Source organism: Vibrio sp. JCM 18905, from assembly GCF_055393305.1.
Genome location: NZ_AP043879.1, coordinates 348,711 through 370,819 on the forward strand (window position 1 = coordinate 348,711; position 22,109 = coordinate 370,819).

Annotated in this window: 17 protein-coding genes; 12 read left to right on the plus strand and 5 right to left on the minus strand. The window is 46.4% G+C overall.

Annotated features, from left to right (window positions below; genetic code table 11):
• Positions 1–9 precede the first annotated feature (9 nt).
• The 3 genes from ACZ5ZC_RS09875 to ggt all read left to right on the plus strand — a co-directional run bounded on the left by ACZ5ZC_RS09875 (position 10) and on the right by ggt (position 4,318).
• Positions 10–1,626 (plus strand): ExeA family protein, encoded by a 1,617-nt coding sequence (locus tag ACZ5ZC_RS09875; protein WP_005395952.1) that lies wholly within the window; start codon positions 10–12, stop codon positions 1,624–1,626.
• The gene (locus tag ACZ5ZC_RS09880; protein ID WP_054867241.1) at positions 1,626–2,309 is read left to right on the plus strand and encodes a general secretion pathway protein GspB; all 684 of its coding nucleotides are present in this window, start codon (positions 1,626–1,628) and stop codon (positions 2,307–2,309) included. Before ACZ5ZC_RS09875 ends, ACZ5ZC_RS09880 begins: the two co-directional genes overlap by 1 nt.
• 278 nt (positions 2,310–2,587) lie before the next feature.
• Positions 2,588–4,318, plus strand: a complete 1,731-nt coding sequence (gene ggt / locus ACZ5ZC_RS09885; RefSeq protein ID WP_464931885.1) for a gamma-glutamyltransferase — start codon at positions 2,588–2,590, stop codon at positions 4,316–4,318.
• Between the two features lie 90 nt (positions 4,319–4,408).
• Here the strand turns inward: ggt and ACZ5ZC_RS09890 are convergent, their stop codons facing one another.
• From ACZ5ZC_RS09890 to ACZ5ZC_RS09900, 3 genes are all read right to left on the minus strand, one after another.
• Positions 4,409–5,020: a TIGR04211 family SH3 domain-containing protein gene (locus ACZ5ZC_RS09890; RefSeq protein WP_031780509.1), complete on the minus strand. Its 612-nt coding sequence runs from the start codon at positions 5,018–5,020 to the stop codon at positions 4,409–4,411.
• 178 nt (positions 5,021–5,198) lie between these two features.
• Positions 5,199–6,458, minus strand: a complete 1,260-nt coding sequence (locus ACZ5ZC_RS09895; protein WP_005395948.1) for an inorganic phosphate transporter — start codon at positions 6,456–6,458, stop codon at positions 5,199–5,201.
• A gap of 131 nt (positions 6,459–6,589) precedes the next feature.
• Positions 6,590–7,270 (minus strand): TIGR00153 family protein, encoded by a 681-nt coding sequence (locus ACZ5ZC_RS09900; RefSeq protein ID WP_031780508.1) that lies wholly within the window; start codon positions 7,268–7,270, stop codon positions 6,590–6,592.
• A gap of 212 nt (positions 7,271–7,482) precedes the next feature.
• Here ACZ5ZC_RS09900 and ACZ5ZC_RS09905 point away from each other — a divergent pair, with 212 nt between their 5' ends.
• Complete coding sequence (locus tag ACZ5ZC_RS09905; RefSeq protein ID WP_005395946.1) at positions 7,483–9,015, plus strand: CYTH and CHAD domain-containing protein; 1,533 nt, start codon at positions 7,483–7,485, stop codon at positions 9,013–9,015.
• A 40-nt stretch (positions 9,016–9,055) separates the two neighbouring features.
• On the opposite strand, the gene ACZ5ZC_RS09910 is transcribed toward ACZ5ZC_RS09905, so the two are convergent.
• Entirely contained in the window at positions 9,056–9,829 is a 774-nt protein-coding gene (locus tag ACZ5ZC_RS09910; RefSeq protein WP_330944579.1) for a potassium channel family protein, read from the minus strand.
• A 105-nt stretch (positions 9,830–9,934) separates the two neighbouring features.
• On the opposite strand from ACZ5ZC_RS09910, the gene ACZ5ZC_RS09915 reads away from it, so the two are divergent.
• From ACZ5ZC_RS09915 to hldE, 3 genes are all read left to right on the plus strand, one after another.
• Entirely contained in the window at positions 9,935–11,191 is a 1,257-nt protein-coding gene (locus ACZ5ZC_RS09915; protein WP_005395942.1) for a methyl-accepting chemotaxis protein, read from the plus strand.
• Positions 11,192–11,304: 113 nt separating this feature from the next.
• On the plus strand, positions 11,305–14,148 hold the full coding sequence (gene glnE, locus ACZ5ZC_RS09920) for a bifunctional [glutamate--ammonia ligase]-adenylyl-L-tyrosine phosphorylase/[glutamate--ammonia-ligase] adenylyltransferase (RefSeq protein ID WP_464931886.1): 2,844 nt from the start codon (positions 11,305–11,307) through the stop codon (positions 14,146–14,148).
• Positions 14,149–14,215: 67 nt separating this feature from the next.
• The gene (hldE, locus tag ACZ5ZC_RS09925; protein WP_012842166.1) at positions 14,216–15,646 is read left to right on the plus strand and encodes a bifunctional D-glycero-beta-D-manno-heptose-7-phosphate kinase/D-glycero-beta-D-manno-heptose 1-phosphate adenylyltransferase HldE; all 1,431 of its coding nucleotides are present in this window, start codon (positions 14,216–14,218) and stop codon (positions 15,644–15,646) included.
• 178 nt (positions 15,647–15,824) lie between these two features.
• Here the strand turns inward: hldE and tolC are convergent, their stop codons facing one another.
• Positions 15,825–17,153, minus strand: coding sequence for an outer membrane channel protein TolC (tolC, locus tag ACZ5ZC_RS09930; protein WP_012842165.1), 1,329 nt, complete (start codon positions 17,151–17,153; stop codon positions 15,825–15,827).
• 229 nt (positions 17,154–17,382) lie between these two features.
• Here tolC and nudF point away from each other — a divergent pair, with 229 nt between their 5' ends.
• The 5 genes from nudF to parE all read left to right on the plus strand — a co-directional run bounded on the left by nudF (position 17,383) and on the right by parE (position 22,106).
• Positions 17,383–18,033: an ADP-ribose diphosphatase gene (gene nudF / locus ACZ5ZC_RS09935; RefSeq protein WP_464931887.1), complete on the plus strand. Its 651-nt coding sequence runs from the start codon at positions 17,383–17,385 to the stop codon at positions 18,031–18,033.
• Complete coding sequence (locus ACZ5ZC_RS09940; RefSeq protein ID WP_005395930.1) at positions 18,033–18,476, plus strand: DUF1249 family protein; 444 nt, start codon at positions 18,033–18,035, stop codon at positions 18,474–18,476. Before nudF ends, ACZ5ZC_RS09940 begins: the two co-directional genes overlap by 1 nt.
• 61 nt (positions 18,477–18,537) lie before the next feature.
• Positions 18,538–19,344 carry a 3',5'-cyclic-AMP phosphodiesterase gene (gene cpdA / locus ACZ5ZC_RS09945; RefSeq protein ID WP_464931888.1) on the plus strand — a complete coding sequence of 269 codons (807 nt, stop codon included), beginning with the start codon at positions 18,538–18,540 and terminating at the stop codon, positions 19,342–19,344.
• A gap of 47 nt (positions 19,345–19,391) precedes the next feature.
• The gene (gene yqiA / locus ACZ5ZC_RS09950) at positions 19,392–19,976 is read left to right on the plus strand and encodes an esterase YqiA (protein WP_085342794.1); all 585 of its coding nucleotides are present in this window, start codon (positions 19,392–19,394) and stop codon (positions 19,974–19,976) included.
• 249 nt (positions 19,977–20,225) lie between these two features.
• Positions 20,226–22,106 (plus strand): DNA topoisomerase IV subunit B, encoded by a 1,881-nt coding sequence (gene parE, locus ACZ5ZC_RS09955; RefSeq protein WP_005395924.1) that lies wholly within the window; start codon positions 20,226–20,228, stop codon positions 22,104–22,106.
• The last annotated feature ends 3 nt before the right edge of the window (positions 22,107–22,109 follow it).

Sequence of the window (22,109 nt, forward strand, 5' to 3'; positions counted from 1 at the left end):
GAGAGCCTAATGTATAAGGACTTTTTTGGGTTTGTAGAACAACCATTTTCGATTGTTCCAAACTCGCGTTATTTGTATTTAAGCCAACGTCACAAAGAGGCAATCACACATCTCCAAGCCGGGCTAGGCGATGGCGGTGGTTTTGCTATGCTTACTGGCGAAGTGGGTACAGGCAAAACGACCGTCGCAAAAGCGATGCTGGCGAATTTAGGTGATAACACCAAAGCGGGTCTGATCCTAAATCCCACGTTTTCGAGTCGAGACTTGCTCGAAGCTATTTGCGATGAATTCAAAATTACTTACCCGCCAGATGCAAACCTCAAACAGCTAAACCAAGTGATTCACAAATACTTGCTGCGTAATTATCGCTCAGGCTGGCAGACATTGCTGGTCATTGATGAGGCTCAACACCTTGCTGCCGACGTTTTAGAGCAGTTACGTTTGTTGACCAACTTGGAAACTGATACCAGAAAACTGCTCAAAGTGTTGTTGGTCGGACAGCCTGAATTACAGCGGTTATTACAAACGACGCAACTACGCCAGCTCGCTCAGCGCATTACTGGGCGTTATCACTTGTTGCCGTTGGATGAAAAAGAGACAGAAGATTACATCGCGTTTCGATTACATACGGCAGGTGGTGACCAGCAACTGTTTAATCGTGCTTCTTGTAAACTCATTGCCAAATACAGTCACGGCATCCCGCGCTTGATTAATCTTATCTGTGATAAATCTCTCAACATCAGTTATCACCAAGGTAATGTGGTTGTGGATAAGCAAACCGTTCAGCAGGCTTGTGAAGAGGTGATGCAGTTTCAGGCAGATATTTATCAGCAAGATAAAAAAGAGCGCCGTACTTTCCGTTGGCCTGCTTGGGGCTCAGTCACGGTGGGTCTTATTGCGGCATTAGGTACGGGGTGGGCGGTCGTGAATTATATGCCAGCTCAAGCAACGTCAGTGTTGGCGCAAGTGACCGCACCAAGAGAGGAGCCAACGCCAATAGTCGTCAACCAACAATTGACAGATGATCAGCGTGACTTATTGTTAGCACAAAAACAGTCGAATCTCGCCGTGAATGATTTGTATCGTTTGTGGGGTTATCAAGCATCGGTTCGCGACAATCTTTGTTTATCAGAACCCCAATCGACCATGCGTTGTGAGCGTAAAATGGCGACCTGGCCGCTGCTGATGCAACAAAATCGCCCTGTAATTTTGGAGTTGAATTATCAAGGTGATGTTGGGTATGTCATTTTGTACGCTGTCGGTAATGACAAAGTCGAAGTGCTCAATGGCAAGCAGCGTCTGCGTCTGCCTATTTCGTGGCTAAAGCCGATGTGGCAAGGCAATATCATTGAACTGTGGCAAGCACCGTTGAAAGAGACATTACGTTTAGACATGGAAGGCCCTGCGATCGAAGTATTAGACCGATTATTAGCAGAAGCGGTAAGTGAGCCGCTGCTTGAAACGTCTATTTTTGATGGTGCGATGAAAGAGCGAGTTGAGTTATTCCAACGTTGGCAAGGTATTGGGGTCGACGGCATTGCAGGTAAGCGGACGCTAGATCGTCTTCAACAAAACGTGCAGCCAGATGCGCCTCAACTGGCGAGAATCGAGAAGGAGGACGCATAATGTCAGCCATGAAACATATTGGTTTGTTCTTGTTGCCGATCACCGTTGCTGCAATCGGAGTTGCTTGGTATTTAGATCTCCTTACGCCTCATGCTGAAGCTAGTACTTCCGCCCCTAAGGCTAAGATGGAAGCGGAACAACCGTTCAAAGCATTGGACTACCCTGAAACTACTCAGTTGGCGCAATTGCCAAGAGAGTGGCCAAGTGCAGAGCTGTCTCGTGATTTTGGTACGTTTGCAACATCTGATGAATACGTGAGTAATACAGCAAACAAAGACGAGATAGAAACATCTGTATCAACTCAAGGCTCTTCAGTAGTTGAAGAGGACCTAGGTTTGTCTCTGGATGATCTTGACTTGTCCTCATTATCTCCTGATTTGGCGCGAAAGGTCGAAAATGCGTTATCCCGAGATGATGCGCCTTCACCACAAACGGTGCGCGTGAACGATTTAGAGCGCAACGCTCACCAATGGCAAGGGCGTTTACCTGCGCTCAATTTGCAAACTCACATGTACGCCAGTGATGAAAATCGCCGCTGGGTGAAGATTAACAATGTTGAATATCATCAAGGAGACGTTGTTGATGGGCAGGTCACATTAAGGGAAATACAACCGCAAGCGGTGATTGTCGAGTTCCAAGGTGAGCAAATTCGTATCCCAGCGTTGTATGAGTGGAAAGGGTAGCCGTTTTTTATAGTAAATCATCAAGCCAGCGAGGTCATGTCGCTGGCTTTTTTGTTTCTCATAAGGTCTTTTTTATCTATTTGAGTGATGATTTTTAGGGACTCACACAAGCTAAATATAGCTTTTCTCAGTCGTTTAAATTACATCAATATCAGTCATGTATTAGTAGAATAACTCCAGTCAGCGTTGTGTAAAAAAACGCCATATTGACGAACTTCGTCATCACGACCTGGTCCACGTTAGACCCCATGAAATAACAGGAGTCTACACAGAGACACATGCGTATTCTGATTTTTTCTTTAAGTGTTGTTGCGTCGTTAAGTTACGCAGCAAAGCCGACCCCTTTCCCTATAACACCAGATAATAACGGACAAGATTTTATGGTCAGCGCGACCAACCCTTACGTGAGCAGCACTGGTTATTCAGTATTGAAAGATGGCGGGAACGCCGTTGATGCTATGGTCGCGATGCAGATGGTGATGTCTGTGGTTGAACCGGATATGACGGGAATTGGCGGCGGTACTTTCGCGCTGTTTTATCAACATGACAAGCAGAAGTTTTTAGCCCTTGATGGGCGAGATGAAGCGCCGTCTAGCGCTCACCCTGAGATGTTTATTGAAAATGGGAAAGCACTCAGCCGCGATGAAATTTTGGGGCCTCGCTCCGTTGCAGTGCCGGGCACCTTGCGTCTACTTTATTCCACTCATGAGCAATACGGCAAATTACCATGGTCTGAGTTGGTTCAACCTGCGATTAAGCTCGCGCGTGATGGATACGCGATGAACAGCTATACCTATGATATCGTCGTGCGAGAGCAAACGCGTTTGGCTCGCGACCCAGAAATTAAAGCCTTGTATTGGCAAGATGATGAAGTGAAGCCAACAGGGACGTTAATTAAGAACCCTAAAATGGCTGAGACGCTAGAGAAAATAGCTCAGCAAGGCGATCGCTATTTGTATGGTGGTGCACTTGGTCAACATATTGTTGATACGGTGAATCGTCGTATTAACGATCAGCATGAGAAATTGTCGTTAGAGGACTTTAAGAACTATCAGGTTAAATCTCGCGATATTATTGAAAGCGATTATCGAGGCAGCAAAATCGTTTCGTTTGGTTACCCGGCCTCTGGTGGTGTGATGGTCGCTCAAAGTCTGAAACTGCTGGAACCGTACGATATATCTCAGATGGCATTAACTGATGTAGAGCCTTGGCGTTTAATGACCGAGGCGATGCGCTTAGCAAAAGCCGATCGTATTGCGTATGCCGGAGATCCGGATTATGTGGAAGCACCAGTTGAACAATTGTTATCTAAAACCTATTTGGACCAGAGACGTGATTTAATCCCTGAGAATGGCACCTCGAAAGAGAATCCAAAAGCCGGACAGATAACGCAAACTCAGTATGCGCAATATCAAGGCTTCGAGAGCAAAGATACAGGGCACATTTCTATCGTTGATAGGGAAGGTAATGCGATTGCTATGACCAGCACCGTTGGCACGGGAATGGGATCTGGTGTCATGGTTGATGGCGTTATCTTGAATGCACAAATGGCAAACTTTTCACCTCAACCAACGCTTAACGGTAAGCCTACTCAAAACTCAATTGAAGCGGGCAAGCGTCCACGTTCGGCTATTACGCCATTAATGGTGATGGACGGAGATGGCAATCTGCGCTTAGTGGTCGGCTCGCCGGGCAGTTCGCAAATTCCGGGGTATGTACTCAAAACCGTGGTTGGGGTACTGGATTGGAAGTTATCAGCGCAAGACGCCATTGACCTACCAAATATCCAGTACGGCACCAAGATAGACCGCACCAAGTCGTATGACCCAACAGGGTTGCTAGTGGAGAAGAAAACCTTCGCAGAAATGTTGGTGCCGGAGTTCATGGAGCTTGGCTACCCAGTACACGTTATTCCAGTGGTAAGCGGTTTGAATGCAATTGAGCTAAAAGATGGCAAGCTTTATGGCGCAACGGATCGTCGTCGAGCGTCTAGTTCAATGGGGGAGTAGTGCAGATTTCCGTAAAACTAAGCAAACAAAAAAGCCAGTCGAATATCGACTGGCTTTTGCATTCTTTTTATAGATAAAAGGGCGAAGGACTTATGCCCAACCCGCAGGTGAACGTTTTCTACGAGGCATGACATGCGGAAGAATTAAACCAAATAGCAAACCTAAACCTGCAACACCGCCGCCATAAGTGAAGTACTTAAGCAGCATGTCGTCTTTTTGTGTATCCAGTTTAGCGCGCAGCTCACGGTTTTCTGTCTCAACAGAAGTAAGTTGGTCGCTGATCTCAGAGTATTTATTCTCAAGATCGGAAATTTGTTGGTTACGCGTTTCTAGAGAGGTAACAAGGCCGGCTTTCTCTGCATCAGAAGTTTTACGAGCGTTAGCAAGCTGCTCTTTCACTTCTGCTAGCTCTTTCTCAATGCGAGGAAGGCGAATCGCCATGCTTTCTTGGTTTGTCACAAACTTGCTTTGTACCCAACCAGTACGACCGCGGTCATCACGAACTTGCGTATAGCCAGTATCTCGGTTGGTTTTAATCAGTTGTACTTTAGAACCGGCGTTAACACTACCAATAATACGGTAGGTGTTATTTGGACCTGAGTGCATAAAAGTGAAGAGGTCATCAGAAATATAACGGTCTGCTGCTAGGGCCGCTGGCGCTGCTAGCAAAGTAAACAAAACCGTGATGATTAGTTTTTTCACAGTAAATCCCTTAACGATTTTTCTTGGAGACAGCGTTGGCACCGAATGATTGGAGCCGGAAATAGACGAATAGTATGCAGTTTCAAACCTCGGTGCAACAAAGAAGGGAGGCAAAGCCTCCCTTTCTGTGCGTTTGAGTCAATAATGACAAAGCGCTTACATTCTATTGACGAGTGTCTTAAGCGAACATCGCTTGAAGTCCGTAGAAGAATACTACGGCCAATAACGCACCCGCTGGTAGTGTAACGATCCATGATGCCACGATGTTACGAACTACGCCTAGGTTCAGTGCTGCGATACCACGAGCAAAGCCAACACCGAGAACCGCACCAACCAATGTTTGAGTGGTTGAAATTGGCAGGCCTGTACCAGACGCTAGAACTACCGTACATGCTGTTGCTAGCTGTGCTGCAAAACCGCGGCTAGGCGTTAGCTCAGTGATGCCTGTACCAACGGTTGCCATTACTTTGTGACCCAGTGTTGCAAGACCGACCACGATACCAATACCACCAAGAGGTAGAATCCACCAAGCGATGGTGCTTTTCGTGCTGATTTCACCCATATGTTCAACAGTCGATACTACAGCAGACAGTGGACCAATGGCGTTTGCAACGTCGTTTGAACCGTGTGCAAATGCCATTGCACAAGCGGTGATAACCATCAGAACGCTGAAGATACCTTCCACGCCAGAAAAGCTGCGGTCTTCTTCGCGATTAGCGAATTTTTTCTGGATGTATACGTAGCCGCCAACCATCACGAGTGCTGAAACTGCTGCTGCCCACATCCAAGCTTCGCCATTGGTTAGGTGAAGACCAACGTGTTTTAGACCTTTTTTGATAGTTACAAGTGCAATCACCATTGTTGTGATGAACATGTAAACAGGAACAAAACGTTTGGCGTTGAATAACGGGTTCTCAGTATCAAAAATCAGACGTTGTGCGCTGACAAAGATAACGTAAGCAAAGAAACCTGAAATCACAGGTGTAATAATCCAGCTACCAACAATGCCTTGAACGCTGCCCCAGTCAACCGCTTCAGTACCTACTGATACGCATGCAAAACCAATGATTGCACCGATGATTGAGTGAGTCGTAGATACTGGCCAGCCCATGTAAGAGGCAAGAAGTAACCATGTACCCGCAGCCAAAAGAGCAGACATCATACCGTAGACAAGAACGTCAGGTTGACTAGCAAATAAAGAAGTTTCGATTACACCTTTACGGATAGTGTCGGTTACTTCACCGCCTGCAAGGTAAGCACCTGCAAATTCGAAGATCATCGCAATGATGATAGCTTGTTTTACGGTTAGCGCTTTTGAACCTACTGATGTACCCATCGCATTAGCAACGTCGTTCGCGCCAATACCAATCGCCATCATGAAACCAAAAATCGCTGCAACAATAATCAGGACAGTGCCGTAGTTCGCAAGGATATCCATCGTAATACCTAGTTGTTTTATAACAAGCGGAACAAAATTTTACGCGCGCCAAACCATAAGACGATGAAAATAGTCATCGTCCCTATGACACGTGTTCATTATGCTCTTCGTTATGTCGTTAACTTTATGTTTTAAGATCGAGATAGCATGACTTCCAAACGAGCACCTACGCGCTGCGCTTGGTCGGCAATACCACCTACCCATTCAAGAATCTTGTACAAGAACATGACATCGATAGGGTTCATGTCAGACTCAATCGCCATCAACTGTTGACGAAGTTCAATCTGCATAGCATCGGTATCATCTTCGATGACATCTAATTGATGAATCATTTCAGCGACGAGCGTCACTTCACGACCTTTGAAGCCGGTTTCTAGCAATTCATCAAGTTCATTGATTACCTTTTGCGCCTGATCGGCCGCATCAAGACAACGTTGAACGTAAGCGAGGAAGTTTGGTTGGAGAGCCTCAGGAATGACAAGTTGACGACCATATACACGGCCAGCAATGTCTTTTGCCAGGTTTGCAAGTTTGTCCTGCTGAGTCAGAAGCTCAAGCATGTCAGTACGGTCTACTGGCATGAACAAACCGCGAGGCAGTTTTAGACGGATTTCACGTTTCAGCACGTCCGCTTCTTTCTCTAGGTGAGAAATTTGTGCACGGATTTCAGATGCTTTTTCCCAGTCACCCTTTGAAGATACTTCAAAGAATTTCACCAAGTGTGAACAACATTCGTTGACACACACAACGTGGCGTTGCAAAGGCTTAATTGGGGACTTTGCAAATAACCCCATAATTGTATTTACTGGCATGGTCATTCAACCTAATAACTATAACCTTAAAAAAACATACACCATTTCTGAGTGCTTGGCGAAATGTTGAACGATGGCTATAAAGGCGCGCATGGTAACGCATTAAATCGCTCATTAAAACTGTTTTAGATCATCATTCCGGCGATATTTCTCTCTTGCCGTGCGAGAAATTACGCAATATCCTGTTTCTATCTGCTTTGAAAGGTATAGCTATGGAAACCGAAATAGAACTGAAGTTTTTTGTTTCTCCTGAATTTTCAGAAACTTTAAAAGAAAAAATTTCTGAGACAAAAGTACTTCAGCATAGTTGTCGTGACTTGGGTAACACCTACTTTGATACCGCCGATAAATGGCTGAGAAAGCACGACATTGGTTTAAGAATTCGCCGTTTTGATGATGTATTCGTCCAAACCGTAAAGACAGCAGGACGCGTCGTCGCAGGCTTACATCAAAGACCAGAATACAATGCTGAGCACACTAGCGACGAGCCTAATCTGTCGCTTCATCCTGTAGACATTTGGCCGCCAGGTAAAGACGCAGCAACGCTGCAATCTGAGCTTATGCCGTTATTCTCGACCAACTTCACACGTGAACAGTGGCTGATTGGCATGCCAGACGGTAGCCAAATAGAAGTGGCGTTTGACCAAGGTATGGTCGTCGCCAAAGGTGAAGATGGGGAAGAGAAACAAGAACCGATTTGCGAAGTTGAACTGGAACTTAAATCGGGCCAAACCGATGCCCTATTTACACTAGCACGTAGCTTTTGCGAGCAAGGTGGCATGCGTTTGGGTAACTTGAGTAAAGCGGCGAAAGGCTATCGACTTGCAAGTGGCTATGCAGGTGATGAAGTAAAATCGTTGGCGCTTGTGGACAGTAGCCCGACGGATACCGTTGAATACTGCTTGATCAACTCTTTAGAACACGCCCTATCTCACTGGCATTATCACGAGCAAATTTATGCTGAGCGTGACAATGTGGAAGCGCTACGTGAAATCAGCAATGCCATTCGTTTTATTCGTCAAACATTGACCATTTTTGGTGGTGTTGTCCCTCGTCGCGCGAGTGCGATTCTGCGCCAAGAGCTTAAATGGTTGGAAGAAGAACTGAGTTGGTTGGATGAGCATGCACACCTTGAAGAGCTCTTAGATGACAAAGGCAATGTGCTGCGTAAGTTGGATGCGCGTAAGTTCTTAGTATCTGAGTTGACTCAGCAGTTACAAGAGCTGCCAAGCCGTGAAGAAGTGCTAGGGTTGCTCAATTCCGCGCGTTACACCGGGTTATTGCTGGATCTTAGTCGCTGGATCTTAGCGCGTGGCTGGCAGCCGTTTCTTGATGAAAAAGCGCGCGAAAAAATGGCAAGTAATATCATGCCGTTTTCAGTCACTCAGCTCGATCGCACTTGGGCAGAACTAATGGAAGCTTTCCCAGCAGAGCGCGACCTGACGGCGCAAGAGTATGTTGATCAGCGCTATCGCTTGCTGCGTAACCTCTATACCGGTATTGGTTTCGCGAGTCTATATAACTCGGATGAGCGCAACAGCTTCCGTTTGCCATGGGCGGATCTGGTGCATGGTATTGATGATCTGCTAATGCTGAACCACTTACTTCCGTTGGTTGATATGTTGGAAGACGCAGAAAAAGAGCAGTTAGAACGCTGGTTGCACCGTCAAGAGCGTTCAATTTTGCATGCAATGGATCAAACCCGAGCGATCAGTGTGGAAGTGCAGCCTTATTGGCGTGAATGATCGTTCTGGTGATAAGGACAAAAAATAGGACCGCATGGTCCTATTTTTTTGTCTCTGTTTTACGTTGTTGTAGCTCTTTTTCCATGAAATCGAGTCGTTCTAGTATTTGCGCTTGTTGGCTTAGGAGCTGCTCGAGCATACGTTCTTTATTGATTGAGCTGTGCGTCTGTTGTTTTGTCGGGGCAGTAAGGATAGAGGTGATAAGACCCGAAATCATACCAAAGATCCCCACACCACAAACAATGATGATGACGGCTAAAAACTTTCCTACTGAGGTCACCGGATAATGATCGCCGTAACCAACGGTTGAGATCGTTACGAATACCCACCACAAAGCATCGGCGCCAGTGCGAATATTCGCTTCTGGGTTTTTCGCTTCGATAAACAGCATGGCACTAGAACCGAGCGTAATGAGGATCACCATCAACAGTAATATTGAGGCGACCGTGGTTTCGCGGCGGTTCTCTTTGAGCTGATGCAAAATGAACTTTGACGAGCGCAGTACTAATACCACTCGAAGAATATGAAAGATACGAGCAAAGCGCAGTGGCTCTATTAATGGGATGCTCGCCACGAAATCTATCCAATGACGTTTAAGAAACAACCACCGATCTGTGGACCGGATCAAATCAATGGTGAGCTGTAATAGAAAAATACTACAGATTATGAAATCCAGACCGATAAGAACTTGACGGGTTTCGTAATCGATCGGGAAAAACAACAAGCCAGAGATCACAAATAGTGCCATAAAAGACAATATTAGTGACAACAGGCCCATCGGTCGTGTGCTGTCTTTGATATCATTGTTTTTCATACGAAGCTCGAAATAAATCGCGTAACCACGCTAAACGCGAACATAACTATAAGTAATATAAAGATTATAGATAAAGACTATATAAGACTCGGTGGAGAACTGACAATGGAAAAGCTGGCATTTAAGCCATGGGAAAGGGTCATATCCGACATTCGACTGGTTCCTAAAATGGTCATGTTGATGGTCTTCAGTACTGTCCTGATTGTGGCAAAACAACTGTGGGACGCGAACACCTTTTACGATTCACTTTTAGCGGCGACACAAAACGCGCAAGTTGCCCAACAGCATTACGAAGCATACTTAACGCAAGTTGCTTGGCAAACCGCCTTATTGATTGTGGTTTTTGTCGTGCTCTTATTAGCGGCGGCTAGAGTGATGCTGCGTCAAACGCAGTATCTGAGCGACGCAATCAAACTGATGGCGAGCAAGAACCTCTCCGTGCCATTTGGTATGGATTGTAAAGATGAATACGGAGACGTGGCACGTGAATTAGAAAAGACACGTCGCCAATTGCACGATGTGATTCAAATGCAAATTAATGCTTCTGATGAGTTATCCACACTCACGGAAGTGATGACGCTGAGCATGTCGGAAACGAAGGAATCGGCGCAAGAAGAGTTTAACGAAATTGATCAACTTGCGACGGCGATGAGTGAAATGTCGTCGACGGTGCAAACCGTCGCAGAACATGCCCAGACGGCGTCTTCTCTTACAGAGCAAGCTTCCGCACAAGCGATTTCTGGTCAACAGTTCTTGCAAAGTACGATGGCGAAAATGAGTGAACTCTCGTCGGACATCGCTTCATCGGCGCAGGCGGTTAACCAGGTCGAAGAACGTGTTGAATCCATTGGTAGTGTTGTGGGTACGATTCAAGGTATCTCTGAACAAACTAACCTGCTTGCACTGAATGCGGCTATTGAAGCGGCGCGAGCTGGCGAGGCGGGTCGTGGTTTTGCGGTGGTTGCAGATGAAGTTCGTAACCTTGCACAACGTACACAACAAGCGACGGTAGAAATTCAAGAGATGATTGCGCAGCTGCAAACCAGTGCAGAATCTGCTGTAGAACTCATGGAGAAAAGTGTAGTGGAAGCGGCCGATGGGAACGAGCTGGTTTCTAATGCTGGATCTGAGCTCGATGGTATTGTTGGGCAAGTGACGCAAATCAATGACATGAACTTCCAAATCGCGACGGCGTCTGGTCAGCAAAGCAGTGTTGCAGAAGAGATGAGTCAAAACCTCACCAATGTACGTGAGCTGGTAGAAGCCTCGGTTGTGGTTGTGACAGAGCTGCTAGAAACTTCTGAAATGATGCAAAATAATGCTGGCGAGTTAGACAAGAAGATCAAATCTTTCCAAGTTTAATATTCCATCCAGAACTTTTGATAAAACGCCCACAAACCTTTTGTGGGCGTTTTTATTTGCTTTAAGTCTGGTATAAAGAATGAGTTACCGTGCTTTTCAAACAAGGAAGAAAAATGCAGCTGCCTTCGCCACTGATTTCTATCGCTGAATCTGCCGTACAAAATGCTCAAGAGGCAGGTTATTTTCCCCTTTGGCCAGATGAGATTGCGCAGCAATTTCGCTATGTGGCGGGCTTAAGCCAGTTTATTACCGAAGCCATTCATCGCGATGAAGTTTTAGCCCGTGAGTTGCCAAGCATGTTAGCGCAACCAAGTCGTCAGGAATCTTACCGCTCACGTCTTGCTGCACTGTTGGGACAATGCCCGGATGAGATGTCTGGTCATCGCGTGTTGCGTCAGTTTCGCAACCGAGAAATGGTGTACATTGCGTGGAAGGATTTCACGCATGCATGGTCGCTAGAAACGTCTTTAAGCCACTTATCCGAGTTGGCTGAAGCGATGATTTTTGAAACCTATCAATGGCAATATCAAGCGTGTTGTCAGGAGTGGGGAACGCCGACGAGTGAGGAAGGTGAAGTACAGCCGATGTTGATTATCGGCATGGGGAAACTGGGTGGTGGCGAGTTAAACTTTTCTTCCGATATCGATCTGATTTTCACGTATCCAGAAAACGGTGAGACACAAGGCGCGCGCCGCAGCATTGCCAATGCCCAGTTCTTTACTCGCCTTGGTCAACGCATCATCAAAGCGCTCGACCAACAAACCTTCGATGGCTTCTGTTACCGTGTCGATATGCGTTTGCGTCCGTTTGGTGAGAGTGGTCCATTAGTCATGAGCTATGCGGCACTAGAGGATTACTATCAAGAACAGGGACGTGACTGGGAGCGTTACGCGATGATCAAAGCTCGAGTGATGGGGTGCGAAATGTACCCGCAATACCAAGAGCTACGCCAAATGCTGCGTCCTTTTGTTTTTCGTCGCTATATTGATTTCAGTGCGATTCAGTCTTTGCGTCGGATGAAATCGATGATCAGTAGTGAGGTTCGCCGCCGAGGTTTGAACAACAACATTAAGTTAGGCGCAGGTGGTATCCGAGAAATTGAATTTATCGCCCAAGTTTTTCAATTAATTCGGGGTGGTCGCGAGCCTTCTCTTCGTAATCGAGGGTTGTTGGAAACGCTGCAAGGCATTGAAGAGCTGGCGTTACTCACTTCGCAAGAAGTCAGCAGTCTAGAAGCCGCATACAAGTATTTACGTCAATTAGAAAACTTGTTGCAAGCGATGGCGGACAAGCAAACCCAGACTCTGCCTGATTGCGAAATCGAACGCTTAAAGCTCGCTACCGCGATGCAAATGACCTCTTGGGACCAACTGATTGAGCAAACTCAGCAGCACATGGCGAATGTCCATCAAGTATTTGAGTCGTTAATTGGTGATGATGAAGAAGACGAGGGTACTACGGTTGCTCGTCATTTTCATGAGCTATGGGATATGGCGAACAAACAAGATGTGCTTGAGCATATCTTACAGCAGGATATTCAGGTTGAAGACTTTGCTTCATGCGCGAAAACCATCATCAACTTTAAAACCGACCTGGCTAAAAAAACGTTAGGACCGCGTGGACGCGAAGTGTTAAACCGTTTAATGCCGAAGGTATTTGATGCGGTGTTTGCCCACCCTGATGCACAGTTTGGTTTACCGCGAGTGCTGCATTTACTGCACAATATCTGCACTCGTACGACTTATCTGGAGTTATTGGATGAGCATCCAGCTGCTCTAGTACAGCTCGTGCGTTTGTGTACCGCAAGCCCAATGATTTCAGAGCAGCTATCTCGGTATCCGATCTTACTCGATGAGTTGATCGACCCTGCACAGTTGTACAATCCAATCCCATTAGACAGTTACCGTACAGAGCTGCGTGATTATCTGGCCCGTATTCCAGAAGATGATATGGAGCAGCAAATGGAAGCGTTGCGCCAGTTTAAGCAAATCTGCATTTTACGTATTGCGGCGGCGGATATTGCTGGTGCATTGCCGGTGATGAAAGTGAGTGATCACTTAACCTATTTGGCGGAAGCTATCGTTGATGCGGTGGTCAGTCAGGCTTGGTTGCAGGTGTCCGAAAAATACGGCGAGCCAACGCATGTGAAAGATCGTGAAGGCAAGGGTTTTGCCGTCATTGGCTATGGCAAAGTCGGTGGCTGGGAACTCGGCTATAACTCCGACTTGGATATCGTCTTCATGCATGACTGCCCAGTCAATGTCTATACAGATGGCAAAAAGGAAATCGACGGCCGTCAGTTCTACCTTCGCCTAGCGCAGCGCATCATCCATATTTTCTCGACTCGCACCGCTTCCGGCATTTTGTACGAAGTCGATACCCGCTTGCGCCCATCTGGCGCGTCAGGTTTGTTGGTTAGCCCAACCGATGCGTTTGACGATTATCAGCATCAAGAAGCCTGGACATGGGAGCATCAAGCACTTGTGCGCGCGCGCTTGATTTATGGCGATGAACCCCTTGCCATTGCATTTCACAATACGCGACATGATGTGTTGTGCAAAGCGCGCGATCGGGCGGAACTGAAAAAAGCCGTTGTCGAAATGAGAGAGAAAATGCGCGGTCATCTTGGGGGGAAAAAGCCCGGCCGTTTTATGCTCAAGCAAGATGTGGGAGGGATTACCGATATCGAATTTCTCGCTCAGTACTTAGTGCTCAACTATAGTCACGATAAGCCGAAATTAACCCGTTGGTGTGATAATGTGCGCATCTTTGAAACGCTCATTGCACAAAATGTCATGGACGAAGACCAGGCAATGCAGTTGATACGTGCCTACACGACAATGCGAAACGAAATACACCGGAGAAATCTACTCAATTTAGATGCTGATGTGGTGGAAGATAAGTTTGTTGCCGAAAGGGAGTGGGTAAAACAGGCTTGGAATCAGTGGTTCAGTTAAGACCATATATTTAGCCTCGATAAGGGCTGTGATAAACTCACTTCGATTTAATTTTTGGAGACCAATAATGAAACCAATTCTACCTGATTACAACAGCGCTGGTGTGCTCATCATCGGTGATGTCATGCTAGATCGTTACTGGTATGGCCCAACCGGACGTATTTCTCCTGAAGCGCCGGTTCCTGTTGTAAAAGTAGAAAACAATGAAGAGCGTCCTGGTGGTGCTGCGAACGTTGCGATGAATATCGCATCACTAGGTGGCCATGCTCACATTGTTGGTCTAACAGGGGAAGATGAGCCTGCAAAAGTGCTGACGGAGACGCTGAGCTCACTCAATGTGAAATGCGATTTCGTTGCACTGCCTGATTACCCAACGATCACGAAGCTTCGCGTAATGAGCCGTGGACAACAGCTTATTCGTCTCGACTTCGAAGATAAGTTTGAAAACACGGATTCTGCACCTGTGCTATCGCGTATGGATGCCGCTCTGCCAAACGTTAAAGCCGTGATTATGTCTGACTACGCAAAAGGCTCGTTAGAGCATGTTCAGGCATACATCCAAAAAGCGCGCGCAGCAAACATTCCAGTTTTCATTGACCCTAAAGGTGCGGATTTTGAACGCTACCGCGGAGCAACACTCTTAACACCAAACATGAAAGAGTTTGAAGATGTCGTTGGCAAAGTAAAATCAGACCAAGAGCTGGTTGAAAAAGCACTTCAGCTTGTTGAAGAGTTTGATTTTGAAGCGCTACTGGTTACGCGTAGTGAAAACGGCATGACGTTGATCCGCCGTGGTCAAGAGCCATTCCACCTTCCGACTCAAGCGAAAGAAGTGTACGACGTGACAGGTGCGGGCGACACGGTTATCTCTGTATTGGCAGCGTCTGTTGCCGCAGGCAAATCCTTCGAAGAAGCGTGTGCACTAGCGAATGCGGCGGCTGGCGTTGTTGTTGGTAAGCTTGGTACCTCGACCTTGTCTGAAATTGAACTGGCAGAAGCGGTACATGGCAGCCAAGACACGGATTACGGTGTAATTTCAGAAAAAGCGCTGATTGAAGCAGTGAAAAAAGCCCGTGCACGTGGCGAGAAAGTCGTTATGACAAACGGCTGCTTTGATATTCTTCACGCTGGGCATGTGTCTTACTTAAACCATGCTGCTGAACTTGGTGATCGCCTGATTGTTGCGGTGAATACCGATGAATCAGTGAAGCGTCTTAAAGGGCCTGGTCGTCCTGTGAACCCAACCGATCGCCGCATGGCGGTATTGGCAGGTTTGGGCGCTGTGGATTGGGTAGTACCATTTAGTGAAGATACGCCGCAACGTTTGATCTCGGAAGTTCTGCCAAGCTTGCTAGTAAAAGGTGGTGACTACAAACCAGAAGAAATTGCTGGTGGTAAAGAAGTCATCGCTGCAGGTGGCGAAGTTCGTGTATTGAACTTTGAGGATGGGTGCTCAACCAGTGAAATCATCAATGCAATCAAAGGCGGTAAGGGCTAAGCCTACGATTTGTTGGCATTGAAACGCTATTTGTTTGTAAAAGGTCGCCAAGTGCGGCCTTTTTGATACTTGATGTTCTGAGATACTTTTCGTCTCTTAACGGCAAGCAATAAAAAACGCCAGCTGATAAATCAACTGGCGTTTTTATTTATTGAGAACTGAAGTATTCAGTCAGCAATTATTTTGCTGCTTTCAAACCTGCATCAACGTCTAAGATGTCTTGTTCGCTTAGCGTACCAACGGCTTGGCGTAGCTGAAGAACACTTAAGATGTAGTCGTAACGAGCGTTCGATAGGTTTTTATTCGCATCGTATAGACGACGAGTTGCGTCTAGCACGTCAACGATAGTACGAGTACCCACATCAAAACCTGCTTCTGTTGCTTCTAGTGCAGAGCGCGCAGAAATAACGGCTTGCTCATAAGCACGTAGTGCGCCGATAGAGGCGTTAATGTTGTTGTTTTGTGCGCGAACATCTTTTACTACGCTACGGTATTGTGCTTCAAGATCTTCACTTGCAGCCACGTACGCGTATTCAGCCTGTTTGGTTTGAGAGGTGACGTTACCACCCGTGTATAGCGGCACCGCAAGGTTCACACCGATATTGAAGTTGTCTGTGGTGTTGTCACGAGAGCTATGAGACGTATCACCGTAGTTGTAACCACCGTCTAGAGACAGCGTTGGTAGATGACCAGAACTTGCTAGTGAAATATTGTCACGTGCGATATCTTGAAGAATACGTGAAGATAGCAAGGTCAGGTTTTTGGTTTTTGCTTCGTCAATTAGTGATTCAGCAGGCACGGTCGATGGGCTAGCAGTGAAGCGGCGAGTGTCCAAGATGTTGAGATCTTTGTGCTCTTGACCAGTGATTTCACGTAATGACTCGTAGCTGTTAGTCAGTGCGTTTTCTGCTAACACTTCATCCGCCAGTACTTGGTCGTACTGAGCTTGCGCGTCGTGTACGTCAGTGATCGCAGATAAACCTACTTCAAAACGCTGTTTTGTTTGCTCTAGTTGACGACCCACTGCGGCTTTTTCTGCACGGACGAAGACAAGGTTGTCTTGTGCGCGTAGAACTTCAAAATACGCTTGTGAAACACGAAGAATTAGTGCTTGTTGAGTCGCAGCGTAAGTTGCGTCTGCTTGACGAGCACTTTTCTCAGCGGTATCTAGCGAGATCCAAGATGCGCGGTTGTAAAGTGCTTGTGAAAAGCTAACACCAGCGGTTAGAGCGTTGGCATCGTTTGATACGTCATTGACTAGATTTGAGTCGTATTCAGTATCGCCACGAGTTAAGTTGTAACCTGCTGTTAGGTTAATTTGTGGTAATAGAGCACTACGGCTTGAGGTGATTGCTTCGAAAGCTTGGTCACGTTGTGCTGCTACACTGAGCAATTGTGGATCATTTTGTTTTGCTAAGTCGTAGATTTCAGCCAAAGAGTCTGCGAACGCAGACGTACTCATGCTACCTAGCGCTGCACTGATAAATAGTGGAAGCAATTTTTTCATTTTCTATTCCCGCGGTCAATAGATTGGTTAATTCTCAGTAGTTTAACTCAATTTGCACGATATTTACTCTAAAGTTTGCACTTTTTTACACGTAATTATCCAGTTGTGCAATAAATTTTCACCAAAGACTTAAATTAATTTGTAACTATTGTACAAAAAGTTGAGCCAAGTCCTTTGAGCAAGCGAATAACAATGAGTAAACTACAAGATTCACTCAGAGAGGTGTCGAATGCAACAGTGTGACAAACAACAAAAGGATTTTACTTCGCAAGATGTAAAAGTCATCTCGAAAGAAACCTTATTTGAAGGCTTTTTCAAAATGGTGAAATATCGCTTTCAGCATAAGCTATTTGCTGGAGGTTGGAGCGAGGTTGTCGAACGAGAAATGTTCGAACGTGGTCATGCTGCAGCGATGCTTCCTTATGATCCAAATATGGATCAAGTGGTTATCATTGAACAGATTCGAGTAGGAGCCTTAGAGCATCAACACCCATGGCAGCTAGAGATTGTCGCGGGTATGATTGACCGTGATGAATCAGCCGAAGCCGTCATTCGCCGAGAAGCTGTCGAAGAGGCGGGGATAAAAGTGGGGCGTGTTGCGCCAGTCACTTCTTATTATCCTTCTGCTGGCGGTTGCTCGGAAAAGTTGGACGTATTTGTTGGTGAAGTGGACGCATCTAAAGCGCACGGCATTCATGGTTTAGACTATGAGAATGAAGATATTCGCGTACATGTTTTGAGTCGTGAGCAAGCATATCAATGGGTGAAAGACGGAAAATTTGAAAATGGTGCGTCGATTATTGCGTTGCAATGGTTGCAATTAAACCATCAAGAGTTGAAGTCACAGTGGGGGCAACCCCAAATGGTGGAGAGTAAGTAATGGCACAAGTGGCTGAAAAACAGAGGTATCATGTTGATTTAGCGGGTCTAATGAGAACCTATGAGACCAACTACGCTAAATTGAACGCCTTATTGCCTGCTTCTGCCGAAGTTGGGGATGTACGCTGCTATCAAGCGGCGAACATGGTTTACCAACTGACCGTGAATGAAATCACAAAATACACCACAGTTGTTGAGATATGTCAGAGTGATGAAACGCCAGTGTTTCCTTTACCGACGATGTCTGTCAGGCTTTACCACGATGCGAGAGTAGCCGAAGTATGCTCAAGCGGAGAGTTCTCTCGCATAAAAGCTAAGTATGATTATCCCAACGACCAACTGATGCAGAAAGATGAAAAGCATCAACTAAACACATTCCTCGGTGAATGGCTGACGTTTTGTTTACGAAGTGGTATCAGTAGAACACCACTTGCCTTCAATTGATCGTCACGTCACTAAAGGAAAATAACAAATAACGATATAGTGGACGAATCAGGTTTTCATTTTGCAATCATTTAGTGACAGCATCAAACTTTTACAAATTACGGATACTCATCTGTTTGCTGCCGATGAGGGAAGTTTGCTGAGCGTAAAAACGGCCGATAGCTTTAACGCTGTTGTTGCTGATGTTTTACGCCGCAACGTGACGTTTGATTACATCTTGGCGACAGGGGATATTTCCCAAGACCATAGTGCAGAATCTTACCAGCGCTTTGCCGAAGGCATTGAACTGCTAGAGAAAGACTGCTTTTGGCTGCCTGGTAATCATGACTACAAGCCCAATATGGGCAGTGTATTACCTTCGCAACAAATCAAAGCGGCAGAGCATGTATTGCTTGGCGCGCATTGGCAGTTGGTTCTTTTAGACTCGCAAGTTGTTGGCGTTCCCCACGGACGCTTGAGTGACCAGCAGTTAGCGTTACTCGAAGAAAAGTTAGCAGAACACCCCGAAAGGCACACACTTGTGTTGCTGCATCACCATCCATTATTGGTGGGAAGCGCGTGGCTTGATCAACATACCTTAAAAGATGCCGAAGCGTTCTGGCAGGTTGTCGATCGTTTTGATAACGTGAAAGGCATTCTATGTGGACATGTTCATCAAGACATGAATGTGCTTCATAATGGTATTCGAGTGATGGCAACACCCTCGACGTGTGTTCAGTTTAAGCCTAACTCGGATGATTTTGCCCTCGATACGACTTCGCCTGGTTGGCGTGAACTGCAGCTGCACGCTTGTGGTGATATTACGACTCAAGTGGGCCGACTTCCTGATGGCCAGTTCCAACCAGACTTCTCTTCTAACGGATACTAACGCGCCCGAGCTCTATGTTCGGGCTCGCTTTTTTGTGCGAGATATCTATGAGTAAACCTTCACTTCTTCTGTATATCCATGGCTTTAACAGTTCTCCACTCTCAATGAAAGCCAATGTGATGAGAGCATACTGCGAGCAGCATCGTCCTGATATCAAAGTGATTGTTCCCCAGTTACCTTGTTATCCTCAACAAGCGGCGAAAATGTTGTTGGATATCATCGAGCAATATAAAGACGATTATAACATTGGTCTGGTGGGCAGCTCATTAGGTGGCTTTATGTCAGCGTGGCTAAATGACAAGTTTGGTTTTAAAGCGGTTGTGGTCAACCCCGCGGTTAAGCCCTATGAGTTGTTAGTAGATTATTTGGGTGAGCAAACTAACCCTTATACGCACGAAACCTATACACTTGAAGCTTGTCATATTGACGAGTTAAAAGCTCTTGATGTACAAAGCATCGCGTCGCCACATTCTTTCTGGTTATTACAGCAGACAGAAGATGAGGTTTTAGACTATCGACAAGCGGTAGATAAGTTTGCAGACGCTAAGCAAACAGTAGAACAAGGCGGTGATCACAGTTTTGTAGGCTTTGAGCGTTATCCTGCACAGATTATCGAATTTCTAGAACTGTAATTCGAAAGCGATTGGAAAAGGCTCATAGTTTTTATTGATATATCCAACCGTTTCTTGACATGGGCGGTATGCTTTCCGACTATGTTTTGCCAAAAGATCTTAAGGGTCGAGGACCCTGGCTACTTTGTTATGCATCATGTTTACAAGCACTTAGTGATGTGAACAGGGTGGCTTTTTCGTTTCCTGAGTATGGGTTCACCCATTGGTGATATTCAGGCAACAAGTAAACTTTGAGAATAATTCCGTATTATGACTGAACAATATAATGCTGGTGCCATTGAAGTACTGAATGGCTTAGAGCCAGTACGTCGCCGACCAGGGATGTATACGGATACAGCGCGCCCAAACCATTTGGGCCAAGAAGTTATCGATAACAGTGTCGATGAAGCGCTAGCCGGACATGCCTCAAAAGTACAAGTCATCCTACATGCCGACCAATCACTAGAAGTGATCGATGATGGTCGAGGCATGCCTGTTGATATCCACCCAGAAGAGAAAGTGTCGGGCGTAGAGTTAATCCTATGCAAGCTGCACGCAGGTGGTAAGTTCTCTAACAAAAACTACCAATTCTCTGGTGGTTTGCACGGGGTAGGTATTTCGGTAGTAAACGCGTTGTCAAAACGCGTTGAAGTAACCGTTCGTCGTGATGGCCAAGTGTATGAAATTGCATTTGAGCACGGTGATAAAGTCTCTGACCTGACCGTAACCGGCACATGTGGTCGTCGCAATCGCGGTACCAGCGTGCATTTCTGGCCTGATGCGAAGTACTTCGATTCGGCTAACTTCTCTGTTACGCGCTTAGTCAATAATCTGCGCGCAAAAGCGGTTTTGTGTCCGGGTTTAGAAATTACATTAACCGACAAAGTTAATGGTAAAGACTATAAGTGGTACTACGAAGATGGTCTTAAAGACTATCTTGCGGAAGGCGTAAAAGGCTACCCAGTTATTCCTGAAGAACCATTTACTGGTGAGTTCTTGGCGGATACCGAAGCGGCAAACTGGGCGGTAATTTGGCAGCCAGAAGGTGGTGAGATGATCACCGAAAGTTACGTTAACCTGATCCCAACCGCTCAAGGTGGTACGCACGTTAATGGTCTACGCCAAGGCTTGTTAGAAGCGATGCGCGAATTCTGTGAGTTCCGTAATCTATTACCTCGTGGCGTGAAGCTAACGGGTGATGACGTTTTCGACCGCTGTTCTTACGTGTTGTCGGTTAAAATTCAAGATCCGCAATTTGCAGGCCAGACCAAAGAACGTCTGTCTTCTCGTCAAACCGCGGCATTTGTCTCTGGCGTAGTCAAAGATGCGTTCAGTCTTTGGTTGAACGAAAAGCCTCAGCTAGCAGAGCAATTGGCAGAAGTCTGTATCGCTAACGCGCACCGTCGTATGCGTGCAGCGAAAAAAGTCGTACGTAAGAAAGTGGCGTCCGGCCCGGCACTGCCAGGTAAGTTGACCGACTGTTCAGCACAGGATTTAAGTCGCACTGAAATCTTCTTTGTGGAGGGTGACTCTGCGGGTGGCTCGGCAAAACAGGCTCGTGACCGTGAGTTCCAAGCCGTGATGCCACTGCGTGGTAAGATCTTGAACACGTGGGAAGTCTCTGCTGACCAAGTATTAGCATCTCAAGAAGTACACGATATTTCAGTGGCTTTGGGGATTGATCCTGACAGCGATAATCTTGATGGTCTTCGTTACGGTAAGATCTGTATCCTTGCCGATGCGGATTCGGATGGTCTTCACATCGCAACGCTGCTTTGTGCACTGTTCACTCGTCACTTCCGTGCACTGGTTGAAGCGGGTCATATCTATGTGGCGATGCCGCCTCTGTATCGAATCGACTGCGGGAAAGAAGTGTTCTACGCCCTCGATGACGATGAAAAAGATGGCATTTTAGAGCGCTTGTCGAAGAAGAAAGCCAAAATCAACGTGCAACGATTCAAAGGTCTGGGTGAGATGAACCCACTTCAGTTGCGTGAAACCACCATGGATCCGAACACGCGTCGCTTAGTGCAGTTAACCATTGACGACTCTACGGCGACCATGGAAATGATGGACATGCTGCTGGGCAAAAAGCGTGCAGATGACCGTCGTTCTTGGCTACAAAACAACGGCGACTTGGCAGAGGTGTAACGG

Excerpts from the sequence above, each read along its gene's own strand:
- ACZ5ZC_RS09940 (WP_005395930.1), top strand. The coding sequence starts at position 18,033 with ATGGCACAAGTGGCTGAAAAACAGAGGTATCATGTTGATTTAGCGGGT.
- parE (WP_005395924.1), top strand. The coding sequence starts at position 20,226 with ATGACTGAACAATATAATGCTGGTGCCATTGAAGTACTGAATGGCTTA.
- glnE (WP_464931886.1), top strand. The coding sequence starts at position 11,305 with ATGCAGCTGCCTTCGCCACTGATTTCTATCGCTGAATCTGCCGTACAA.
- nudF (WP_464931887.1), top strand. The coding sequence starts at position 17,383 with ATGCAACAGTGTGACAAACAACAAAAGGATTTTACTTCGCAAGATGTA.
- ACZ5ZC_RS09915 (WP_005395942.1), top strand. The coding sequence starts at position 9,935 with ATGGAAAAGCTGGCATTTAAGCCATGGGAAAGGGTCATATCCGACATT.
- ggt (WP_464931885.1), top strand. The coding sequence starts at position 2,588 with ATGCGTATTCTGATTTTTTCTTTAAGTGTTGTTGCGTCGTTAAGTTAC.
- ACZ5ZC_RS09880 (WP_054867241.1), top strand. The coding sequence starts at position 1,626 with ATGTCAGCCATGAAACATATTGGTTTGTTCTTGTTGCCGATCACCGTT.
- yqiA (WP_085342794.1), top strand. The coding sequence starts at position 19,392 with ATGAGTAAACCTTCACTTCTTCTGTATATCCATGGCTTTAACAGTTCT.
- ACZ5ZC_RS09910 (WP_330944579.1), bottom strand. The coding sequence starts at position 9,829 with ATGAAAAACAATGATATCAAAGACAGCACACGACCGATGGGCCTGTTG.
- tolC (WP_012842165.1), bottom strand. The coding sequence starts at position 17,153 with ATGAAAAAATTGCTTCCACTATTTATCAGTGCAGCGCTAGGTAGCATG.
- ACZ5ZC_RS09895 (WP_005395948.1), bottom strand. The coding sequence starts at position 6,458 with ATGGATATCCTTGCGAACTACGGCACTGTCCTGATTATTGTTGCAGCG.
- ACZ5ZC_RS09875 (WP_005395952.1), top strand. The coding sequence starts at position 10 with ATGTATAAGGACTTTTTTGGGTTTGTAGAACAACCATTTTCGATTGTT.
- ACZ5ZC_RS09905 (WP_005395946.1), top strand. The coding sequence starts at position 7,483 with ATGGAAACCGAAATAGAACTGAAGTTTTTTGTTTCTCCTGAATTTTCA.
- ACZ5ZC_RS09900 (WP_031780508.1), bottom strand. The coding sequence starts at position 7,270 with ATGCCAGTAAATACAATTATGGGGTTATTTGCAAAGTCCCCAATTAAG.
- hldE (WP_012842166.1), top strand. The coding sequence starts at position 14,216 with ATGAAACCAATTCTACCTGATTACAACAGCGCTGGTGTGCTCATCATC.